Origin of the sequence: Leptolyngbya boryana PCC 6306, assembly GCF_000353285.1 — a bacterium.
Lineage (GTDB): Bacteria > Cyanobacteriota > Cyanobacteriia > Leptolyngbyales > Leptolyngbyaceae > Leptolyngbya > Leptolyngbya boryana.
Genome location: NZ_KB731324.1, coordinates 4,483,287 through 4,500,433, shown reverse-complemented (window position 1 = coordinate 4,500,433; position 17,147 = coordinate 4,483,287). Strand labels below are relative to the sequence as shown.

Genomic DNA, 17,147 nt, shown 5'->3' with positions numbered 1-17,147 from the left:
TTCTGATGAAGGAATGAAAAGCCTCCACTGAATCCTATGAGTGATGTTTTTATCTCTTACTCCCGGAAAGATAAATCGTTTGTTCAAAAATTGTATGATGCGCTGCGATCGCAGAATCAGGAAACTTGGGTCGATTGGGATTCGATCGAAAAAACTGAGGAATGGTGGAGCGCGATCGAGCGAGGCATCGAAGGGACAAATACGTTTGTGTTTGTGATCTCACCGGATTCGGTCACATCAGAAATTTGTCGTGACGAGATCGACCACGCGGTGAAGCATAACAAACGCTTGGTTCCTTTGGTTTGTCGTGATGTGGAGAATGTTGCTCAGGTGCATCCGGCACTGGGGAAGTTAAATTGGCTGTTTTTGCGGGAGCAAGACCCGTTTGAGGTGACGTTTGCAGAATTGATTCGTGCGATCGAGACGGATTTGGAGCATGTGCGATCGCATACGCGGATTTTGCAACGAGCGATCGAATGGGAGCGTGAGGGACGTAATCCGAGTTTTGTGCTGCGGGGCGATGATTTGCAACGGGCGCAAACTTGGCTGACGGCAGCAGAACAAGAAGAACCGAAGCCAACGGAACTTCAGCGGGAATACATCAGCGCTAGTCATGCAAGTGAGGAAGCCGCGACGATTTTGCTTCAGGCGGGACAACGGGCAAAGCGATTAGTGCAGATTGGGTCTGGAGTGTTGGCACTGACGCTGGTGGGATCAGCGATCGCGGCAGGCTTGGCATGGAGAACAACAGAGGAAGCAAAAGCGGGAACTCGGATTGAACGAGTGGGAGCTTTGGCGCTGAGGCGATTTGATACGGATCAAGCGGATGGATTGCGGCTGGCGATGCAGGCAGGCTTTGAATTGCGAAAGTGGACGGCGGGGAAATCACTGGATCAGTATCCTGCGATTTCCCCGTTCTTAGTACTTCAATCTGGTTTAGAAAAGATTCGAGAAACAAAGATTCCAAGCAATCAAGGCATCGTTAGGAGTGTGTCGTTCAGTCCCGATGGAACGCGGATTGCCACAGGTGGGAACGATGGCAGCATCAAGCTGTGGGACAAAGACGGCAAACCGATTACTACGATCAACAGTAATCAAGACATCGTTTGGAGTGTAGCGTTCAGTTCCGATGGAACGCGGATTGCCGCAGGCGGGAACGATGGCAGCACCAAACTGGGGGACAAAGACGGCAAGTTGATTACTACAATCAACAGCAATCAGGGCAGCGTTTTGAGTGTGGCATTCAGTCCCGATGGAGCGCGGATTGCCACAGGCGGAGACGCTGGCAGCATCAAACTGTGGAACAAAGACGGCAAGTTGATTACTACAATCAACGGCAATCAAGGCAGCGTTAGAAGTGTAGCGTTCAGCCCGGATGGAACACGGATTGCCGCGGGCGGAGACGCTGGCAGCATCAAACTGTGGAACAAAGACGGCAAGTTGATTACTACAATCAACGGCAATCAGGGCAGCGTTAGAAGTGTAGCGTTCAGCCCGGATGGAACACGGATTGCCACAGGCGGAGACGCTGGCAGCATCAAACTGTGGAGCAAAGACGGCAAGTTGATTACTACAATCAACGGCAATCAGGGCAGCGTTAGAAGTGTAGCGTTCAGCCCGGATGGAACACGGATTGCCACAGGCGGAGACGCTGGCAGCGTCAAACTGTGGGACAAAGACGGCAAGTTGATTACTACGATCAACAGCCATCAGGGCAGCGTTTGGAGTGTGGCGTTCAGTCCCGAGGGAACGCGGATTGCCATCGGTGGAGATGCTGGCAGCACCAAACTGTGGGACAAAGACGGCAAACCGATTACTACGATCAACAGCCATCAAGGCAGCATTGGGAGTGTGTCGTTCAGTCCTGATGGAACGCGGATTGCCATCGGCGGAGATGCTGGCAGCATCAAACTGTGGGACAAAGACGGCAAGTTGATTACTACGATCAACAGCCATCAAGGCAGCATTGGGAGTGTGTCGTTCAGTCCCGATGGAACGCGGATTGCCATCGGCGGAGATGCTGGCAGCATCAAACTGTGGGACAAAGACGGCAAACCGATTACTACAATCAACAGCAATCAAGGCGGCGTTGAGAGTGTGTCGTTCAGCCCGGATGGAACACGGATTGCCATAATCGGGAACGATGGCAGTACTACACTCTGGGACAAAGACGGCAAACTGATTACTACGATCAACAGCAATCAAAGCGGCGTTAGGAGTATGGCGCTCAGCCCCGATGGAACACGGATTGCCATAGTCGGGAACGATGGCAGCGTCAAACTGTGGGACAAAGACGGCAAACTGATTACTACGATCAACAGCAATCAGGGCAGCGTTAGGAGTGTAGCGTTCAGCCCGGATGGAACGCGGATTGCCACAGTCGGAAACGATGGCAACACCAAACTGTGGGACAAAGACGGCAAACTGATTACTACGATCAACAGCAATCAAGGTAGAGTGTGGAGTGTGTCGTTCAGCCCAGATGGAACGCGGATTGCCACAGTCGGGAACGATAGCAGCGTCAAACTGTGGGACAAAGACGGCAAACTGATTACTACAATCAACAGCAATCAGGGCAGCGTTAGGAGTGTAGCGTTCAGCCCAGATGGAATGCGGATTGCCACAATCGGGAACGATGACAGCACCAAGCTCTGGGACAAAGACGGCAATCAAGTCGGACAGTTTGAGGGAGGATCGCCCGCATTCAGTCCAGATTGGCAAACGATCGCGATCGTCCAAAATCCCTCTTATTTCGGCGCACCACTCCCCGATTCCCAACCATCGATCGTCAACATCTACCGCGTTGATCTCAACCTCGATTCTCTTCTGCGACGCGCCTGCCAACGCCTCAAACCCTACATCCTCGACGACCCCAAGCAGAGAACCGAGCAGAGCCAATGTGAACAGCATTTAGAAGAACGTTGGGAAGCAGAGCGAACTGCGAAATGATTTTGGATGGGAAGTCATAGCAGCGATCGTCTCAGAGAGATCCGCCCTAGCGATCGTCCTTCTGACCTGAAACGAGATCGCCGAATTTTCCAGAGTACAATTAAGCCAACCCTACTTCAGAAGTATCATGAGTCCTCTACTCCAGCAAGTTTTGAGTGAGATTGCTCAACTCGCACCCGAAGAGCGATTGCAACTGATTGAACACATTCAACACATGGAAAATCAAACTCAACCGAAGAAATCTTGGCAAGATCTAGAAGGAATTGCTCCAAACCTTCTCAAAGGTCAAGATGCTCAAGATTGGGTGAATCAGATTCGCGAAGAATGGGACGATCGCGAAGAAATGCTTCGAGGATAGTCATGCAATTTGAGCAAGCTTTTTTAGCAGCAACTAAGATTTTCTTAGATACTGCTCCAGTCATCTACTACATTGAGCGAAATGCTCAGTATTTTGCGATCGTTCAACCCATTTTCCAAGAAATACAAAACGGAACTTTTCAAGCAGTAACTTCGCCAATCACACTAGCAGAGTGCTTAATCCTTCCTACACGTCAGGGCTTACAGAAACTCCAGCAAGATTTCACAGCCGTGATTGTTTCTGGAACCAACACCTTTTTTCAACCCAGTGATACGGCAGTCGGATGCAAAACCGCAGAAATTCGAGTGAAATACAATCTGAAACTGCCTGATGCTCTCCAAATCTCAACCGCGATCGTCGCTGGATGTGATGTATTTCTGACCAACGATACAGCTTTAGAGCGAGTCACAGAACTGAGAGTCGTTACGATCAAAAATTTGACGCTTTCATCGTAATCAGGATTTGCGCCTTTGATTTGCTCGCTCACAACTGGATTACACTTTCCAAATCTCGCGATCTTGGAATCACAGAATTACAATTCGCCTGACGAATCTGGCTCCACAGTCACTCCATCTAATCCCACTGAAATCGATTCCCCTTTGATCAAATCGCTCAACTCATGAAACTCGATCCGCATATGGTCGCAAGCCTGCTTCAGTTCTGAGCGAAACCCGTTCAAATCCGAACCATATCCACAGAGCATTGCAGCCTCTTCGATTCCTTGTTTCGCATTCGCTCTGGCACAATCTACTAAATCTAATCCAGTCAGCCGAGTGGAAGAAGCCATTAGATACTCCTAAAATCAACTCGTTTCAGTATTCGCGATCGCGTTACAATCGCGCTTCTCTCACAAGAAAGAACCTTACTGATGCCAATACTGGTATGCAGCACACGCCATCGTCACAACTCCCGTCACGATCGCACTTTCATCGACCTCAAACTGCGGATGATGCAACGGATAATTTTTCTTGTCCGCAAATCCAACGCCTAAACGGAACATACTCCCCGGCGCATATTGCAAATAGCACGAAAAATCTTCTGCACCTAAGGAAGGCTCTGGAATAATCTGAATGCTTTCACTTCCCCAAACCTCACGCGCCGCCGACTCTAACAAATTCGTCAATTTCGCATCATTCTGTACCGAAGGCGTACCGCGTCGATAGTTCATCTCATACTTTGCCCCGTAAGTCTGACAGACACTCGACACAATATTCTCAATCCAAGTCGGGAGCGCGTCATTTGTCTCAGGATGCAGCGATCGCACAGTGCCCATCATCGTCACCTGATCCGCGATCACATTCGGCGCACGTCCGCCGCTAATTTTCCCGATCGTCAACACCACCGGGCGCAACGGATTCTGAGTCCGACTAATCGCCTGCTGCAACGCCGTAATCACCTGCGACGCAATCCAAATTGCATCGATCGCCTCATGCGGACGCGCCCCATGTCCCGACTCGCCAATAATTGTCAACTCCAGATCATCCGCTGCCGCTGTCAATGCACCATATCGAATACCAATCTTTCCAGCTGGAATACTGGGAAACACATGCACCGATAAGATCGCATTCACATCGTTCATCGCGCCATCCTGAACCATCCACTGCGCGCCTTGAGCAATTTCCTCCGCAGGCTGAAATAGAAATCGAACCTTTCCTGGAAGAGAAACACCTAGTTGCGATAATACCATCGCCGTTCCAAGCCCCACAGTCGTATGTACATCATGACCACACGCATGCATAATTCCGGGCTGTCGAGACGCAAATTCGAGTCCGGTGCGCTCTTGAATCGGTAATGCATCCATATCGGTGCGAATCGCTAGCAGTCGCGGATCATCCCCGCCCGAAAGCTCACCGATGACTCCAACTTTCCCGATCGCTTCTTTTACATGCAATCCACAAGACGACAAAACCCCAGCGACATACACTGCGGTTTGCTGTTCTTGTCCACTTAGCTCTGGATGACTATGCAAATGGCGACGGATTTCAATGAGGCGAGGCGCAAGTGAAAGGGCGAGATCTTTAATGCGGTCTTTCATGGGTGAAAATCGTTGCGTTTCACCCATGATAAAACGGTCAATTTGCAAACAGCACAATATTGCGCCAAGTTCCAGCATCTAATTGCTCGATCGGCAAAACTTGATCGAGCGATCGCATCTCTGCATACTGCACGTAGCCCAATTCGCGCAAAAGTTGTTTCATTTCTGCTGCGGGTGTTCTGGCTGCTTTTAATGTGTCAGGATTGATTTCCATAATCAGAATCGGCTTTCGTGCGGCAATCATCTTTCTCGCGCCGTTGAGAAAACGATATTCACAGCCTTCCACATCCAGCTTCATCACCACTCTGCCCGGAAGACTCTGCCAATCTAGAGCATCAAACGGCTTCATGGGCACAGTCACTTTCTCATAGTCCTGAGTGCCCGAATGTTCTTGATACAATCCTGCTGCACCGGATGTATCTTTCGGAATCATCAACTCCACTTCGCCTTCTGTATCTCCAACAGCAATTTGATGCACCTGAAAAGGCGAGAAGCGATTTTCAGACAGTGAAAGTTCGATCGCTTTTGCCAGTTTTGGCTGCGGCTCGATCGCAATCACTTTGCCTTGAGTCGCGACTAATTGACTCGCTACGATCGAGAAACTGCCGTGATTTGCCCCGACATCCAAAAAGGTATCTCCTGCACTCAAGTAGCGCGACAGAATCTTAGTATCTGCCTTATGGCTCATTAATTCATGCACCACCGCAAACATTCGCCAATCTTTCGCATCAAGAAAGACTGTAAATTCTGGAAGTTGAAGTTTGAGATACTGCTGGTTCGAGAATTTGGCAACCATTGGAAAAAGGAGATGTCCTCCTCGTAGATATCCGGCTCCTGTGAGGTCAAAGAACCATTGGCAATAGACTCCAAAGAAGCGATACAAACCAGGTAGCTGCTGTCTCAAAGTCGGATCACAGATCCACTGCAAAATTGGGCGTTGAAACACCCATCCCCCCATCCCGTCATACTTAAGAACAGAGGCAAGATAATTCAAACCTGGAATTGTTTTCACTGCCTTCTTCAGACGAAGGGTTTGAGAAGTCATAACTGTATGCAATGCAACGTCTTTCCCAGGATTCCCCATTGGTTCCCTAACTTTTCGTTAAGAGAAAACGTTGCAAATTGCATACAAGTACTCTGAATCATTACCCCCGATGGACTAGAGTGATAAGAGGTAGAGTTCCTCTACCGCTCACATCACGTCATCCGAAGGATACCCCGGTATGCATTTGAGTGAATTGACCCACCCAAACCAGTTGCACGGTTTGTCGATTTTTCAGCTTCAGCAAATTGCACGTCAAATTCGCGAAAAGCACTTACAAACGGTCGCAGCGATCGGGGGGCACCTCGGTCCCGGATTGGGTGTTGTCGAACTAACCCTCGCCCTCTATCAAACCCTAGATCTCGATCGCGACAAAGTGATCTGGGATGTCGGACATCAAGCGTACCCGCACAAACTGATTACGGGTCGTTATGCGAATTTCGATACGTTGCGGCAAAAAGACGGCGTTGCAGGCTATCTAAAACGCTGTGAAAGCAAATTCGATCATTTTGGCGCAGGTCACGCTTCCACCAGCATCTCTGCTGCATTAGGCATGGCGCTGGCTCGCGATGCCAAAGGTGAAAATTACAAAACTGTTGCTGTGATCGGTGACGGTGCGCTCACTGGCGGTATGGCACTCGAAGCGATCAACCATGCAGGACATTTGCCCAAAACAAATCTTCTGGTGGTGCTCAATGATAACGAAATGTCGATTTCGCCCAACGTTGGTGCAATTCCCCGCTATTTGAATAAAATGCGGCTCAGCCCGCCTGTCCAATTCCTCACTGACAACATTGAGGAACAAATGAAGAACATGCCATTTTCTCCAGAGTTGTCGCGACTCAAAGAAGGCATGAAGCGACTGGCAGTGCCCAAAGTCGGAGCCGTGTTTGAAGAACTTGGCTTTACTTATATGGGTCCAGTCGATGGACATAACTTAGAGGAATTGATCGCAACCTTTAAAGAAGCGCATAAACAAACTGGTCCCGTGCTGGTGCATGTGGCAACCGTAAAGGGAAAAGGATATGCGATCGCCGAACAAGATCAAGTCGGCTACCATGCCCAAACGCCATTTAATCTGGCAACCGGTAAAGCGATTCCTTCGAGCAAGCCCAAACCTCCGAGCTACTCGAAAGTGTTTGGCGAAACCCTGAGCACGTTGGCTGAAAACGATCCTCGCATTCTCGGCATCACTGCAGCGATGGCAACGGGAACCGGATTGGATATTTTCCAAAAACGAGTGCCCAAGCAGTATATCGATGTTGGTATTGCCGAACAACATGCTGTCACTTTGGCAGCAGGTCTCGCGTGTGAAGGAATGCGTCCAGTCGCGACGATCTATTCCACCTTCTTGCAACGCGCTTACGACCAGATCGTGCATGATGTCTGTATCCAGAACGTTCCTGTGTTCTTCTGTATGGATCGTGCCGGAATTGTTGGCTCAGATGGACCGACACATCAAGGCATGTATGACATCGCCTATCTGCGATCGATTCCCAACATGGTGCTGATGGCTCCGAAAGATGAAGCCGAATTGCAGCGCATGATTGTTACGGGAATCAATCACACGCAGGGACCGATCGCGATGCGTTATCCGCGCGGCAATGGTTATGGTGTGCCGTTGATGGAAGAAGGTTGGGAAGAATTACCGATCGGTAAGGCTGAAATTCTCCGTCAAGGGGATGATTTGCTGCTGCTTGGATATGGCTCGATGGTCTATCCCGCAATGCAAACGGCTGAAATTCTCAGCGAGCATGGCATCGAAGCAACTGTAGTGAATGCTCGGTTTGCGAAGCCGCTCGATGAAGAGTTGATCCTGCCATTGGCTCAAAAAATTGGGCGAGTCGTGACGCTGGAAGAAGGCTGTCTGCAAGGCGGATTTGGGTCTGCGGTTCTCGAATCCTTAATGGATGCTGAGGTGATTGTACCTGTGACGCGGATTGGTGTGCCGGATATTCTGGTCGATCATGCGACTCCGGATCAGTCTAAAGCGGAGTTAGGTTTAACTCCCCCTCAAATGGCAGAACGAATTCTGAAATCGTTTGCGAAACAGCCCTCTGTAGCAGCGATTTAGATACGATCGAGGTTCCTAGTTGTAGAAATTAGGAACCTCGATTTTTAAGAAGAAGCGTTATGGCAACTTCATTTTTTGCGGTTCGATTCTTGAAAATCCAGAACTTTTCCATATAGACTCGCAACAGATTCCTGATCAAAAAGCACATCTTTCGTCTTAAGATAATCACCATTTCCCAGATGGCAAGCTGCCCAGAACTTCGCGACTTCTGAGGGTTCCATATTCGCTAAGAGGATCTGTAACCCCTGCTGAAGAACTTGTTGTTCATTCTTCACTTGAATCATTGCTGCTCATCTCCAATACAAAATCCGCTGGGTTGACAACTCTCATCGTCAGAGCTTGGCAACGATTAATCAATCGCTTATCGCAAGTAATGAAATAATCGCTATTTGCCGTCTCAGCACCTGCCACATGAAGTGCATCGATCGCTTTCACTCCATTATGTCCTAGTTGTTCTGCTCGCTGCTGGATTGCCTCATTCACTTCTTGTCGGATTTCAGCAAGCTGAAGATATCGAGTCATCGCTTCTTGCCGGAGCAGATCTGAATTTCGGCGATTTTCATACTCCAACACAGAGGATGTAACTAACTCAACGATTCCAGCTTCAACCATTTGTAGAATGATTACGACTGCTTGAAGTTCAAGGAAAATTTTCGGTTGAGTTTGATCATCGAAAGGGCGATTGTAGGCACTTGTATCCAGATAGATTCTTGTCATTCAATCAAGCAAAACTAATATTGCCATCTTAAAATCTCCTCAGAAATTACGATCGCACTTTTCGTAACTCGATTCCAGAATTGAAATCCCAAATTTTTCCGTCCAAACCCCTGTAGATGTGGAATAATAGATCTTCGTGTCTTGACACATTTATCGTTCTCGTCAGTGCAAAAATCATGGCAAAGAATAAAGGCGTAAGACTAATCATTACGCTGGAATGTACCGAATGTCGGACGAATCCGGCAAAGCGTTCTCCTGGTGTTTCTCGATACACCACCTCCAAGAATCGTCGTAACACCACAGCTCGTTTAGAACTGAAGAAGTTCTGTACGCACTGCAACAAGCATACGGCTCATAAAGAGATCAAATAACCGAATCTCGGTTGTCAGCAAAAGCTGGTAAGTTTTTGCCCGCAGTGATAACTGCCGCCCAATGACCTTTTACCAAACATACTTCCATGAGCTATTTCCGTCGTCGAATTTCTCCAATCAAACCAGGTGATCCGATCGATTACAAAGATGTCGATCTCCTGCGCAAATTCATCACCGAACGCGGCAAAATCTTGCCCCGTCGAATCACAGGACTCACTGCAAAACAACAACGGGATTTGACCGTTGCGATCAAGCGCGCCCGTGTGATTGCATTACTGCCCTTCGTCAACGCAGAAGGCTAAAAGAATTGTTTTAGGGAGATGGGGAGATAGGGAGAAGTGCCACCGCGATTCTTGCTCCCCGTTTCCCCATCTTTTGTGATCACCCTAGTTACACCCCACAGATTTCAATGGAGAAGGGAACCTTAGTCGAATTTCGCGTCAATGGTGAGCGTCGTCTCGCTGTTGCCGAGCGTCCAGAAGGCAAAAAGCACTGGATCGTAATTGACGATCGTTCTCAGAATCATACGCTTCACCCGCGACAAATCACCTACGAAGTCGCCAACCAAAGTTTTAAACCGACGGATATCCCTAGTTTTCTCAAAGAGACGCAGCCTTATCTCGACCCTTCAAGCCTAGAGGTTGCTTGGGAAATTCTTATCGAAACCGGAGACAGCACTAACCCTGAGGAAATGGCAATACTGCTGTTTTCCGACAAAAGTGCAGCGATGTGTTACGCTGCTCACTACTTACTTTCAGAAGATAAGCTTTACTTTAAGCAGAAGGGCGATCGCTATGAGCCACGTTCTGCGAATCAAGTGGCAGAATTAAAGCATCAGATCGAGATGGAAGCTCAACGCCAACGCGAATGGCAGAGTTTCTTAGAGCGAGTCCGATTCGCCTTGGACGGGGAAACGGTCGAATGGCAAGCCAGCGATCGACCTCGTTTAGATGCGTTAGAGCGATTTGCAGTCAGCGAAGAAACTCCCAATCGGGCTAGCGCACTCGAACTGATGTCTGCTCTGAAGCGTCCTGAAACCTCTCCCGCCGCCTTTCAACTTCTCGTTGACCTGAGAATTTGGAGTCCTCACGAGAACTTGTTTCTACGGCGCGCACAGGTTCCGATGCAATTTTCTCAGAAGGTTTTGGAAGTGGCGCACCACCGTTTGGAATCCCCACCTGAAGATTTAGATGTCAATCGTCTTGATTTGACACACTTAAAGGTTTATACGATCGACGATGAAAGCACAAAAGAGATCGACGATGGTTTAAGTCTAGAAGTGTTACCTGATGGGCGAGAGCGCATTTGGATTCATATTGCTGACCCGACTCGGTGGGTAGTGCCGGGGGATGAGTTAGACCTCGATGCGCGCAAGCGGATTACAACGATTTATTTGCCAACGGGCATGATTCCGATGTTTCCGTCGGAGTTGGCGACGGGTCCGATGAGCTTGAATCCGGGTGTCATTTGCTGTGCGTTGAGTTTTGCAGTGACCCTGACCGCAGAGGGTGCGATCGAAGACTACAGTATTCATGCGAGTTCGATTCGATCGACGTATCGTCTGACCTATGATGATGTCGATGAAATGCTGCATTTAAACGTGCAGGGCGAACCGGAAATCGAAGGATTAGCCAAGTGGGCAAAGCAGCGCACAGCATGGCGGCAGACTCAAGGCGCGATTAGTATTCACATGCCGGAGTCTTCGATCAAAGTCAAAAATGATGGAGAAGTGACGATCGAGGTGCTAGACGATTCGATGTCTCGGCAATTGGTCGCTGAAATGATGATTTTGGCGGGTGAAGTGGCGGCGCGCTATGCTCAGACTCACAGTTTGCCCTTACCGTTTCGGGGACAGCCTCAACCAGAGCTTCCTTCAGATGAGGAATTATTGCAGCTTCCAGCGGGACCTGTGCGATCGTGTGCGATTCGGCGCTGTATGCCTCGGAGCGAATTGACGATTACGCCTGCGCGTCATGCGAGTTTGGGATTAGATACGTATACACAAGTCACTTCTCCCATTCGCCGTTATAGCGATTTACTCGCGCATTTTCAGATCAAGGCGCATTTGCGGGGCGATGTACTGCCCTTCTCTGAAGAAGAAGTCAAAGAATTGATGATCAATATTGGCTTAGCCGTTCAAGAAGCAGTCTTTGTGGAGCGACATACCAATCGCTACTGGAGTTTGGAGTATCTCCGCCGACATTCAGATGAGGTTTGGGATGCTCTGATGCTGCGCTGGTTGCGAGAGCATGAAGGCTTAGGATTAGTGTTGCTAGAAGAGCTAGGTTTAGAATTACCAATGGTGTTTCAACAACGATCGATTCGCCCTGGTGATCAGTTGCGCTTGAAAGTCAGCTTAGTTGATCCACGCCGGGATGAAATCCGATTCCAAGAAGTAACCTCACAAGAAGCTCAGCAGGTTGCAGGTTAATTAAAGGTTACGGTGGGTGCAATTCCGATGGAGTTTGAGTAGAACCCAGAGAAAGCGGAATCAAACTATAGAAAACATGGCATCCCCTTTGAAGTAGCCGCGACGGTATTTGATGATGCGCTGTCTTTCACCTTCCCAGATCCAGATCATTCGATCGGAGAAAGTCGCTACGTTATCATTGGGATGTCTCAATATGGAGAACTGCTAGTCGTTGCTCATACTGACCGAGACGAAAAAATCCGAATTATCAGCGCCCGAAAAGCCACTCGTTCAGAAAGGAGGTTCTATGAGCAAGGAGAATGAGATGGAAGATGAATTACGCTCTGAGTATGACTTTTCTCAACTTGGAGAAGGAGTCCGAGGGAAATATATTGAACGATATCGAAAAGGAACCAATTTAGTTCTCCTAGCTCCTGATGTTGCACAAGCTTTCCCAACCGAAGAAGATGTCAATAATGCTTTACGGCTATTGATGCAAGTTGCTCAGCGCCAAGTGAGTAGATCATCCGAGTCAGAGGCATAAGCGGCTCGATTCGCCCCGGTGATCAATTGCGCTTGAAAGTGAGCTTAGTTGATCCACGTCGCGATGAAATCCGATTCCAAGAAGTAACTTCACAAGAAGCTCAGCAGGTTGCAGGCTAATTGTGAGCATTTACATTGCTACAATTTAGAGCTAGCAAGCAAGCTCTAATTGCTGCTGGATGATTTGAATTGACCTAGAATTAGACCAAGCATTCAATTTCTAGTCATGCCTACTGCACAGACTCATTCTCAGGATTCTGTAATCCTGCTTCATAACAAAAGTTGGCAAGATTTTGAGCAAATGGATCGTCTTTTCTCTGAGGTGAAAAGACGGTTGAGTTTTTATCAAGGAACCATTGAATTACGGATGCCTGGACAAGACCACAAAGTTTTTTCGGGAATCATTGCTTTTCTGCTAGGGCTTTACTGCTTGGACAAAGGAGTCTGGTTTCTTCCTACAGGAAGTTTTACTCAGAAAAAACCGCCTGAAGCTGCGGCAGAAGCAGATGAAAGCTATTGTTTTGGGTCTAGAAAACCGATTCCAGATCTCGCGATCGAGATTATTTTCACTTCTGGTAGTGAGTCTAAATTGTTGAAGTATCAAGCTCTAGGAGTGCTAGAAGTCTGGTTTTGGGAAGATGGTGTATTTAAGCTGTATCGCTTATCTGACAATGGATATCAAGCGATTCAAAGCAGTTTGATTCCAGGGTTAGAAGATTTGGATATTCAACTTCTCAGTCGATGCGTTTTGATAGCAGAAACGGATATGCAGACTGCTGTCAATGAATTGAGAAAAGGGATTTAGGAAATTAGCGTCGTAGCTCTTGAATGCTCTGGCGAATCAGTGGAATGGTTGAGCCTAGAATTAAAACTGCGATCGCTAAACTAATCGCGCCATCTGCCCACATCCAATGGAATGCAGCAACCGCGATCGCTGCGATAATCACTCCAATTGCTCCCAACGCATCTGCGACCACATGCAGGAAAGCAGCCCGCAAATTCAAATCGAATTCGCTGCCTTGATGTAGCACTGCAATGTTAATTCCGTTGACAACTAATCCCACGATCGCAGTCAGTAACATTGGAATGCTGGAAATCTCTGGTGTAGCCGTTTGAAATCGCTCGATCGCTTCCCAAATAATCCAAATCGTGACGGCAACTAGTCCCAAGCCATTGAGTAAAGCAGCCCAAGTTTCAGGCGATCGGCTCGGTTTAATCGCAACGGTGTTCTCTCCAATCCAGCCCCATTGCATCGGAGATTGAGCGATGCGAGTGGCGAGCAATGCCAGCAACAAAGCAAAGCAATCAGAAACTAAATGTCCTGCTTCAGCCACTAATGCAAGACTATGACTTGATAGCCCGATCGTACATTCCGCAACAGCGAAACTTCCCACCAGAATGAGAGCGGTGAGAAGTTGACGCTGTTTGGTTTGCGGATCGTGGACAGGACAGGAACAATCGTGCGGGTGCATCGGCTCTCTCAACTAACACAAAGAGTCAGGGATCTCTGACTGTGATTAGTGTAGATGAGTTTCCGAGGATTGTCCGAAAAATCTACCACTTCTTATAAGGGAGGAATTTTCCATTCATTGTGACGAGGACGCGATCGCCTTTTGGATCTTCAACTTTCTCAATATCAAGCGTGAAGTCGATCGCGCTCATGATGCCGTCGCCAAATTTCTCATGGATAACCTCTTTCATCGGCATTCCATACACCTGCATGATTTCATAGAACCGATAGACCAAAGGATCTGTCGGCACGATCGGCCCTAATCCTTTCACCGTGGAGCTTACTAATTCAGGCACAAGATCCAGGCTTAAGCCTAATGCTTCTAATAATTTGGTTGCTTCTTCTTCAGATGCACTCGCTTGTCGATAAAACAACGCTGCGATCCAAACTTCATCGCGTCCAAGCACAGATTCGAGATCTGCAAAGCTCAATCCTTTTGCTTTTTTCGCGGCGAACAGTTTCTGTGAAATTTCTGGAATAGTCATCATGCAATCAAACTCGATACCGTTCTACTTGTAGTCGAGTTTGATCCCGCTGCGTTGTTACAAACGATACAAAAAACGGGGAGCGCTTTCTACTCTCCCCATTCTGCATTTGCGATCGCCTTATGATTCAGACGTTGCTTCATCTTTCGGTTTTGCTTGGGCTTGCTCACGCTCTTCTCGTTTTTTACGATCGGCAGCTAAAGCTTCTGCAATCACAACTTGCATCTGATTCATTTTCTCAAGATTGCTGCGATACAGTTCCAAATCTTTCTGAATTTTCTCTTCGGAAATATTCAATGCTTGGCAAATTTGCTTAAACGTCTCGTTCAGCTTTGCGGTGTCTTTGACCACATCAGGGCTGGACGCTTCCAAAATTGTGTATAGACCCACGGCAAAAAGGCGGCTGTACTTGAATTTTGGATTCGATGCGACTGCTTGTAACGCCTCTCGATAGTCATTCGCCTTATCTGGAATCAGCATTGAATCCCAAGCTGCACTGGAGGCTGTCGCAATTAATCGCTGAGCATCAGTGCGATATTGCTGTGGATCTGCCTCTAATGCTTTGCATAATGCCGTAAAAATTGACTCTTTATCGGCTTCAGGGCGATACCCTTGCATAAAGCGATCGAAAGTTGTCACGACACCCAATGCATAAAACGGGTCGTAACGAAAATCAGTATTCACAGCCAGTAGGTGCATTTCGACCATCAATTCTTCCACGACTCGGCGGAAAATCGAATTCACCGGACGGGTGTGAAGACTATAAAACGATCGCTTAGTATCGGAAACAGTACGGACGCTATTCACGGTTTAATTTCTGTGGGATTCTACATTCAACCATTGTAAAGGGTATTGTGGGATCGATATTTTTTTGATCAACCTAGGGAACTGAATCTGCCAAAATCATTCAAGCCATTTGTATTCGGATGAGGTCTGTATGCAGCGCTTAATCACTATGACACTTGCTCTTGCCATTTTGGGTCAGAGTTCAGCAATGGCAGCACTTCCTGATGTTGAAACGTTTAATTTCGTGATGAGCAAATATAGTCTGCTGATGCGGCAGACGCGGGATGGTTGCGAATTTTATACAGATCCAGAATTTATCGTGGCACGTCAGGAACGCCCCAATCAGCCAGATAAAAATATTCGTCAACTGATCGTTGTGCAGACGATGGGAAAAAATAGCGGGACAGCGTGCAGTGGCGTGTTTCAGTTTCTCTATGCAGATGTGAATTGCAAAACCAATCAGATCACGTATACCAACGGAGTCGGCTCTCCTGCAACTTGGAAAACCGATCGCTATTCTGATCCACAGATGACGAAAAAGATTTGTGCGCTGCCGACGGTTGAATTCGGTACGCCTACTCAGAATCTCCCGCCTGCAAAATAGTTTTAGAAACGAGTCGAGTTTTTTTACGATCGACTTCCGATAAGTCTTCTCCTAAACTCAGTTGAGTTGCATTAGTTTGTAAAACAGTTGCCGCATTGCGATCTCCCATTTGCAAAGCAGTTTGTGCGGCTGTTTGCAGCATTGTTACGGCTCCTTGTCGATCACCTTGCTGCAATTTGGTTTCGGCGATTTGGGTTTGTCGATATTTTGCGAGAGCGAGAATATGCTGCTGAACGTCTGAGTTTGGTGCGGGTTGGTATTGAGTTTGAGCTGTAATTTCAACCGGGAAGGTCTCAGAGGCTAGTGCTAATTCACCTGAAGTTGGATCATCATATTTCACTTGAATTTCGGCGATCGTATTTTTCCCTTCCGGCAACTGCGTCAGGTAAACATTCGCCAAAATCACGCGAGGTGAGCCGACCATCAAATCGCCTAAGCGCGCGCCGACTAAGTTATCTTCATGCTGCACAAGTAATTCGACGGTTTCGGGTGCAACTTGGGCGACAGGCTTAAAGTCTGCGAGGCGAACTCCTGGCGATAAAACAATGCGTAAAAAGGCATTCGTTAAGCCGATCGATTGAATGCGATCGAACAATCGCCCAAACTCTGTCACCGCTTGCTCAGGTTCTTGAATATAAGAAAGTGCCCCACCACCCGCATCGGCGATTTTTTCTAAAACGTCTTGATTCCAAGCACTTCCGAATCCGAGTGAATTAATCGACAGACCGTATCCGGTCGCGACTTGAGCGAGTTTGAGACAGCGATCGTTACTGCCGTGTTCATTCTCTCCGTCCGTCAAGAGAAACATTTGTGAAACGGCATTCTTTTTCCCTTTTGCGACTTCTTCTATTCCGAGTCGAATCCCTTCGTCGATCGCAGTGCCGCCCGACGCTTCCAGACGGTTTAAGGCAAGTTTTAACGGCTCTGGATCCTCAACGATTTGATTGGGGAGGAGAACTTTGGCTTTGTGATTGAACGTGACGATCGAGAGTCGATCTCCTGGGGATAAGCGATCGATGAGCCTAGCGGCGGCTTGTTGAACAGTTTGCAGCGATCGACCTGCCATCGATCCACTCTGATCGAGAACCAGACAGAGATTGAGCGGAGTCTCACGAGGCGACGCTTGGGGGATGGCTTCGATCGAGATTGCCATCTGACGCTGACTACTTGCTTGAGCAGCATCAATATGGACATCACTCAGCGCACAGTTCAAACCGACCTGCATGATAACAACTCCACTTTGGAGAACTTTGACTTGCTCAA

General features: G+C 48.0%; 19 protein-coding genes and 1 pseudogene. 11 read left to right on the top strand and 9 right to left on the bottom strand.

Annotation, left to right across the window (positions count from 1 at the left end; genetic code table 11):
• Positions 1-36: 36 nt before the first annotated feature.
• From LEPBO_RS0122420 to LEPBO_RS0122410, 3 genes are all read left to right on the top strand, one after another.
• Positions 37-2,949, top strand: a complete 2,913-nt coding sequence (locus tag LEPBO_RS0122420; RefSeq protein ID WP_017289827.1) for a WD40 domain-containing protein — start codon at positions 37-39, stop codon at positions 2,947-2,949.
• Positions 2,950-3,076: 127 nt separating this feature from the next.
• Positions 3,077-3,307 (top strand): hypothetical protein, encoded by a 231-nt coding sequence (locus LEPBO_RS0122415; protein WP_017289826.1) that lies wholly within the window; start codon positions 3,077-3,079, stop codon positions 3,305-3,307.
• 2 nt (positions 3,308-3,309) lie between these two features.
• Positions 3,310-3,762 (top strand): type II toxin-antitoxin system VapC family toxin, encoded by a 453-nt coding sequence (locus tag LEPBO_RS0122410; RefSeq protein WP_017289825.1) that lies wholly within the window; start codon positions 3,310-3,312, stop codon positions 3,760-3,762.
• Positions 3,763-3,839: 77 nt separating this feature from the next.
• On the opposite strand, the gene LEPBO_RS0122405 is transcribed toward LEPBO_RS0122410, so the two are convergent.
• The 3 genes from LEPBO_RS0122405 to LEPBO_RS0122395 form a co-directional block, all read right to left on the bottom strand.
• Entirely contained in the window at positions 3,840-4,094 is a 255-nt protein-coding gene (locus tag LEPBO_RS0122405) for a hypothetical protein (protein ID WP_017289824.1), read from the bottom strand.
• 75 nt (positions 4,095-4,169) lie between these two features.
• Positions 4,170-5,369 carry a M20 family metallopeptidase gene (locus tag LEPBO_RS0122400; protein WP_017289823.1) on the bottom strand — a complete coding sequence of 400 codons (1,200 nt, stop codon included), beginning with the start codon at positions 5,367-5,369 and terminating at the stop codon, positions 4,170-4,172.
• A 10-nt stretch (positions 5,370-5,379) separates the two neighbouring features.
• Positions 5,380-6,387 (bottom strand): FkbM family methyltransferase, encoded by a 1,008-nt coding sequence (locus LEPBO_RS0122395; protein ID WP_172410454.1) that lies wholly within the window; start codon positions 6,385-6,387, stop codon positions 5,380-5,382.
• 178 nt (positions 6,388-6,565) lie between these two features.
• Between LEPBO_RS0122395 and dxs the strand changes: the two genes are divergently transcribed.
• Entirely contained in the window at positions 6,566-8,458 is a 1,893-nt protein-coding gene (dxs, locus tag LEPBO_RS0122390; RefSeq protein WP_017289821.1) for a 1-deoxy-D-xylulose-5-phosphate synthase, read from the top strand.
• Between the two features lie 68 nt (positions 8,459-8,526).
• On the opposite strand, the gene LEPBO_RS0122385 is transcribed toward dxs, so the two are convergent.
• Both LEPBO_RS0122385 and LEPBO_RS0122380 read right to left on the bottom strand, forming a co-directional pair.
• Positions 8,527-8,742, bottom strand: a complete 216-nt coding sequence (locus LEPBO_RS0122385) for a hypothetical protein (RefSeq protein ID WP_017289820.1) — start codon at positions 8,740-8,742, stop codon at positions 8,527-8,529.
• The gene (locus LEPBO_RS0122380; protein WP_017289819.1) at positions 8,723-9,175 is read right to left on the bottom strand and encodes a PIN domain-containing protein; all 453 of its coding nucleotides are present in this window, start codon (positions 9,173-9,175) and stop codon (positions 8,723-8,725) included. Before LEPBO_RS0122380 ends, LEPBO_RS0122385 begins: the two co-directional genes overlap by 20 nt.
• 176 nt (positions 9,176-9,351) lie before the next feature.
• Here LEPBO_RS0122380 and rpmG point away from each other — a divergent pair, with 176 nt between their 5' ends.
• The 6 genes and pseudogenes from rpmG to LEPBO_RS0122360 all read left to right on the top strand — a co-directional run bounded on the left by rpmG (position 9,352) and on the right by LEPBO_RS0122360 (position 13,304).
• Positions 9,352-9,546, top strand: coding sequence for a 50S ribosomal protein L33 (rpmG, locus tag LEPBO_RS41155; protein WP_071596236.1), 195 nt, complete (start codon positions 9,352-9,354; stop codon positions 9,544-9,546).
• 86 nt (positions 9,547-9,632) lie between these two features.
• Entirely contained in the window at positions 9,633-9,848 is a 216-nt protein-coding gene (rpsR, locus tag LEPBO_RS0122375) for a 30S ribosomal protein S18 (RefSeq protein WP_017289818.1), read from the top strand.
• Positions 9,849-9,955: 107 nt separating this feature from the next.
• The gene (locus tag LEPBO_RS0122370) at positions 9,956-11,977 is read left to right on the top strand and encodes a ribonuclease catalytic domain-containing protein (protein ID WP_017289817.1); all 2,022 of its coding nucleotides are present in this window, start codon (positions 9,956-9,958) and stop codon (positions 11,975-11,977) included.
• A gap of 54 nt (positions 11,978-12,031) precedes the next feature.
• Positions 12,032-12,280, top strand: a pseudogene (locus LEPBO_RS41150) (BrnT family toxin); the annotation flags it as partial.
• Positions 12,264-12,500 (top strand): hypothetical protein, encoded by a 237-nt coding sequence (locus tag LEPBO_RS0122365; protein ID WP_017289816.1) that lies wholly within the window; start codon positions 12,264-12,266, stop codon positions 12,498-12,500. The pseudogene LEPBO_RS41150 and the gene LEPBO_RS0122365, both read left to right, overlap by 17 nt.
• A gap of 225 nt (positions 12,501-12,725) precedes the next feature.
• The gene (locus LEPBO_RS0122360) at positions 12,726-13,304 is read left to right on the top strand and encodes a Uma2 family endonuclease (RefSeq protein ID WP_017289814.1); all 579 of its coding nucleotides are present in this window, start codon (positions 12,726-12,728) and stop codon (positions 13,302-13,304) included.
• 4 nt (positions 13,305-13,308) lie between these two features.
• Here the strand turns inward: LEPBO_RS0122360 and LEPBO_RS0122355 are convergent, their stop codons facing one another.
• The 3 genes from LEPBO_RS0122355 to psb29 form a co-directional block, all read right to left on the bottom strand.
• Positions 13,309-13,971: a cation diffusion facilitator family transporter gene (locus LEPBO_RS0122355; RefSeq protein ID WP_017289813.1), complete on the bottom strand. Its 663-nt coding sequence runs from the start codon at positions 13,969-13,971 to the stop codon at positions 13,309-13,311.
• A gap of 82 nt (positions 13,972-14,053) precedes the next feature.
• Positions 14,054-14,497, bottom strand: a complete 444-nt coding sequence (gene cynS / locus LEPBO_RS0122350; RefSeq protein WP_017289812.1) for a cyanase — start codon at positions 14,495-14,497, stop codon at positions 14,054-14,056.
• A gap of 117 nt (positions 14,498-14,614) precedes the next feature.
• Entirely contained in the window at positions 14,615-15,301 is a 687-nt protein-coding gene (gene psb29 / locus LEPBO_RS0122345; protein ID WP_026148835.1) for a photosystem II biogenesis protein Psp29, read from the bottom strand.
• 148 nt (positions 15,302-15,449) lie between these two features.
• On the opposite strand from psb29, the gene LEPBO_RS0122340 reads away from it, so the two are divergent.
• The gene (locus tag LEPBO_RS0122340; protein WP_148664730.1) at positions 15,450-15,884 is read left to right on the top strand and encodes a hypothetical protein; all 435 of its coding nucleotides are present in this window, start codon (positions 15,450-15,452) and stop codon (positions 15,882-15,884) included.
• Here LEPBO_RS0122340 and LEPBO_RS0122335 read toward each other — a convergent pair.
• Positions 15,856-17,109, bottom strand: coding sequence for a vWA domain-containing protein (locus LEPBO_RS0122335; RefSeq protein WP_017289809.1), 1,254 nt, complete (start codon positions 17,107-17,109; stop codon positions 15,856-15,858). The genes LEPBO_RS0122340 and LEPBO_RS0122335 overlap by 29 nt on opposite strands.
• Between the last annotated feature and the right edge of the window lie 38 nt (positions 17,110-17,147).

Excerpts from the sequence above, each read along its gene's own strand:
- LEPBO_RS0122410 (WP_017289825.1), top strand. The coding sequence starts at position 3,310 with ATGCAATTTGAGCAAGCTTTTTTAGCAGCAACTAAGATTTTCTTAGAT.
- LEPBO_RS0122385 (WP_017289820.1), bottom strand. The coding sequence starts at position 8,742 with ATGATTCAAGTGAAGAATGAACAACAAGTTCTTCAGCAGGGGTTACAG.
- cynS (WP_017289812.1), bottom strand. The coding sequence starts at position 14,497 with ATGATGACTATTCCAGAAATTTCACAGAAACTGTTCGCCGCGAAAAAA.
- LEPBO_RS0122400 (WP_017289823.1), bottom strand. The coding sequence starts at position 5,369 with ATGGGTGAAACGCAACGATTTTCACCCATGAAAGACCGCATTAAAGAT.
- LEPBO_RS0122360 (WP_017289814.1), top strand. The coding sequence starts at position 12,726 with ATGCCTACTGCACAGACTCATTCTCAGGATTCTGTAATCCTGCTTCAT.
- LEPBO_RS0122420 (WP_017289827.1), top strand. The coding sequence starts at position 37 with ATGAGTGATGTTTTTATCTCTTACTCCCGGAAAGATAAATCGTTTGTT.
- rpmG (WP_071596236.1), top strand. The coding sequence starts at position 9,352 with ATGGCAAAGAATAAAGGCGTAAGACTAATCATTACGCTGGAATGTACC.
- dxs (WP_017289821.1), top strand. The coding sequence starts at position 6,566 with ATGCATTTGAGTGAATTGACCCACCCAAACCAGTTGCACGGTTTGTCG.
- LEPBO_RS0122405 (WP_017289824.1), bottom strand. The coding sequence starts at position 4,094 with ATGGCTTCTTCCACTCGGCTGACTGGATTAGATTTAGTAGATTGTGCC.
- LEPBO_RS0122380 (WP_017289819.1), bottom strand. The coding sequence starts at position 9,175 with ATGACAAGAATCTATCTGGATACAAGTGCCTACAATCGCCCTTTCGAT.
- LEPBO_RS0122370 (WP_017289817.1), top strand. The coding sequence starts at position 9,956 with ATGGAGAAGGGAACCTTAGTCGAATTTCGCGTCAATGGTGAGCGTCGT.
- LEPBO_RS0122340 (WP_148664730.1), top strand. The coding sequence starts at position 15,450 with ATGACACTTGCTCTTGCCATTTTGGGTCAGAGTTCAGCAATGGCAGCA.
- LEPBO_RS0122335 (WP_017289809.1), bottom strand. The coding sequence starts at position 17,109 with ATGCAGGTCGGTTTGAACTGTGCGCTGAGTGATGTCCATATTGATGCT.
- LEPBO_RS0122355 (WP_017289813.1), bottom strand. The coding sequence starts at position 13,971 with ATGCACCCGCACGATTGTTCCTGTCCTGTCCACGATCCGCAAACCAAA.
- LEPBO_RS0122395 (WP_172410454.1), bottom strand. The coding sequence starts at position 6,387 with ATGACTTCTCAAACCCTTCGTCTGAAGAAGGCAGTGAAAACAATTCCA.
- LEPBO_RS0122415 (WP_017289826.1), top strand. The coding sequence starts at position 3,077 with ATGAGTCCTCTACTCCAGCAAGTTTTGAGTGAGATTGCTCAACTCGCA.
- rpsR (WP_017289818.1), top strand. The coding sequence starts at position 9,633 with ATGAGCTATTTCCGTCGTCGAATTTCTCCAATCAAACCAGGTGATCCG.
- LEPBO_RS0122365 (WP_017289816.1), top strand. The coding sequence starts at position 12,264 with ATGAGCAAGGAGAATGAGATGGAAGATGAATTACGCTCTGAGTATGAC.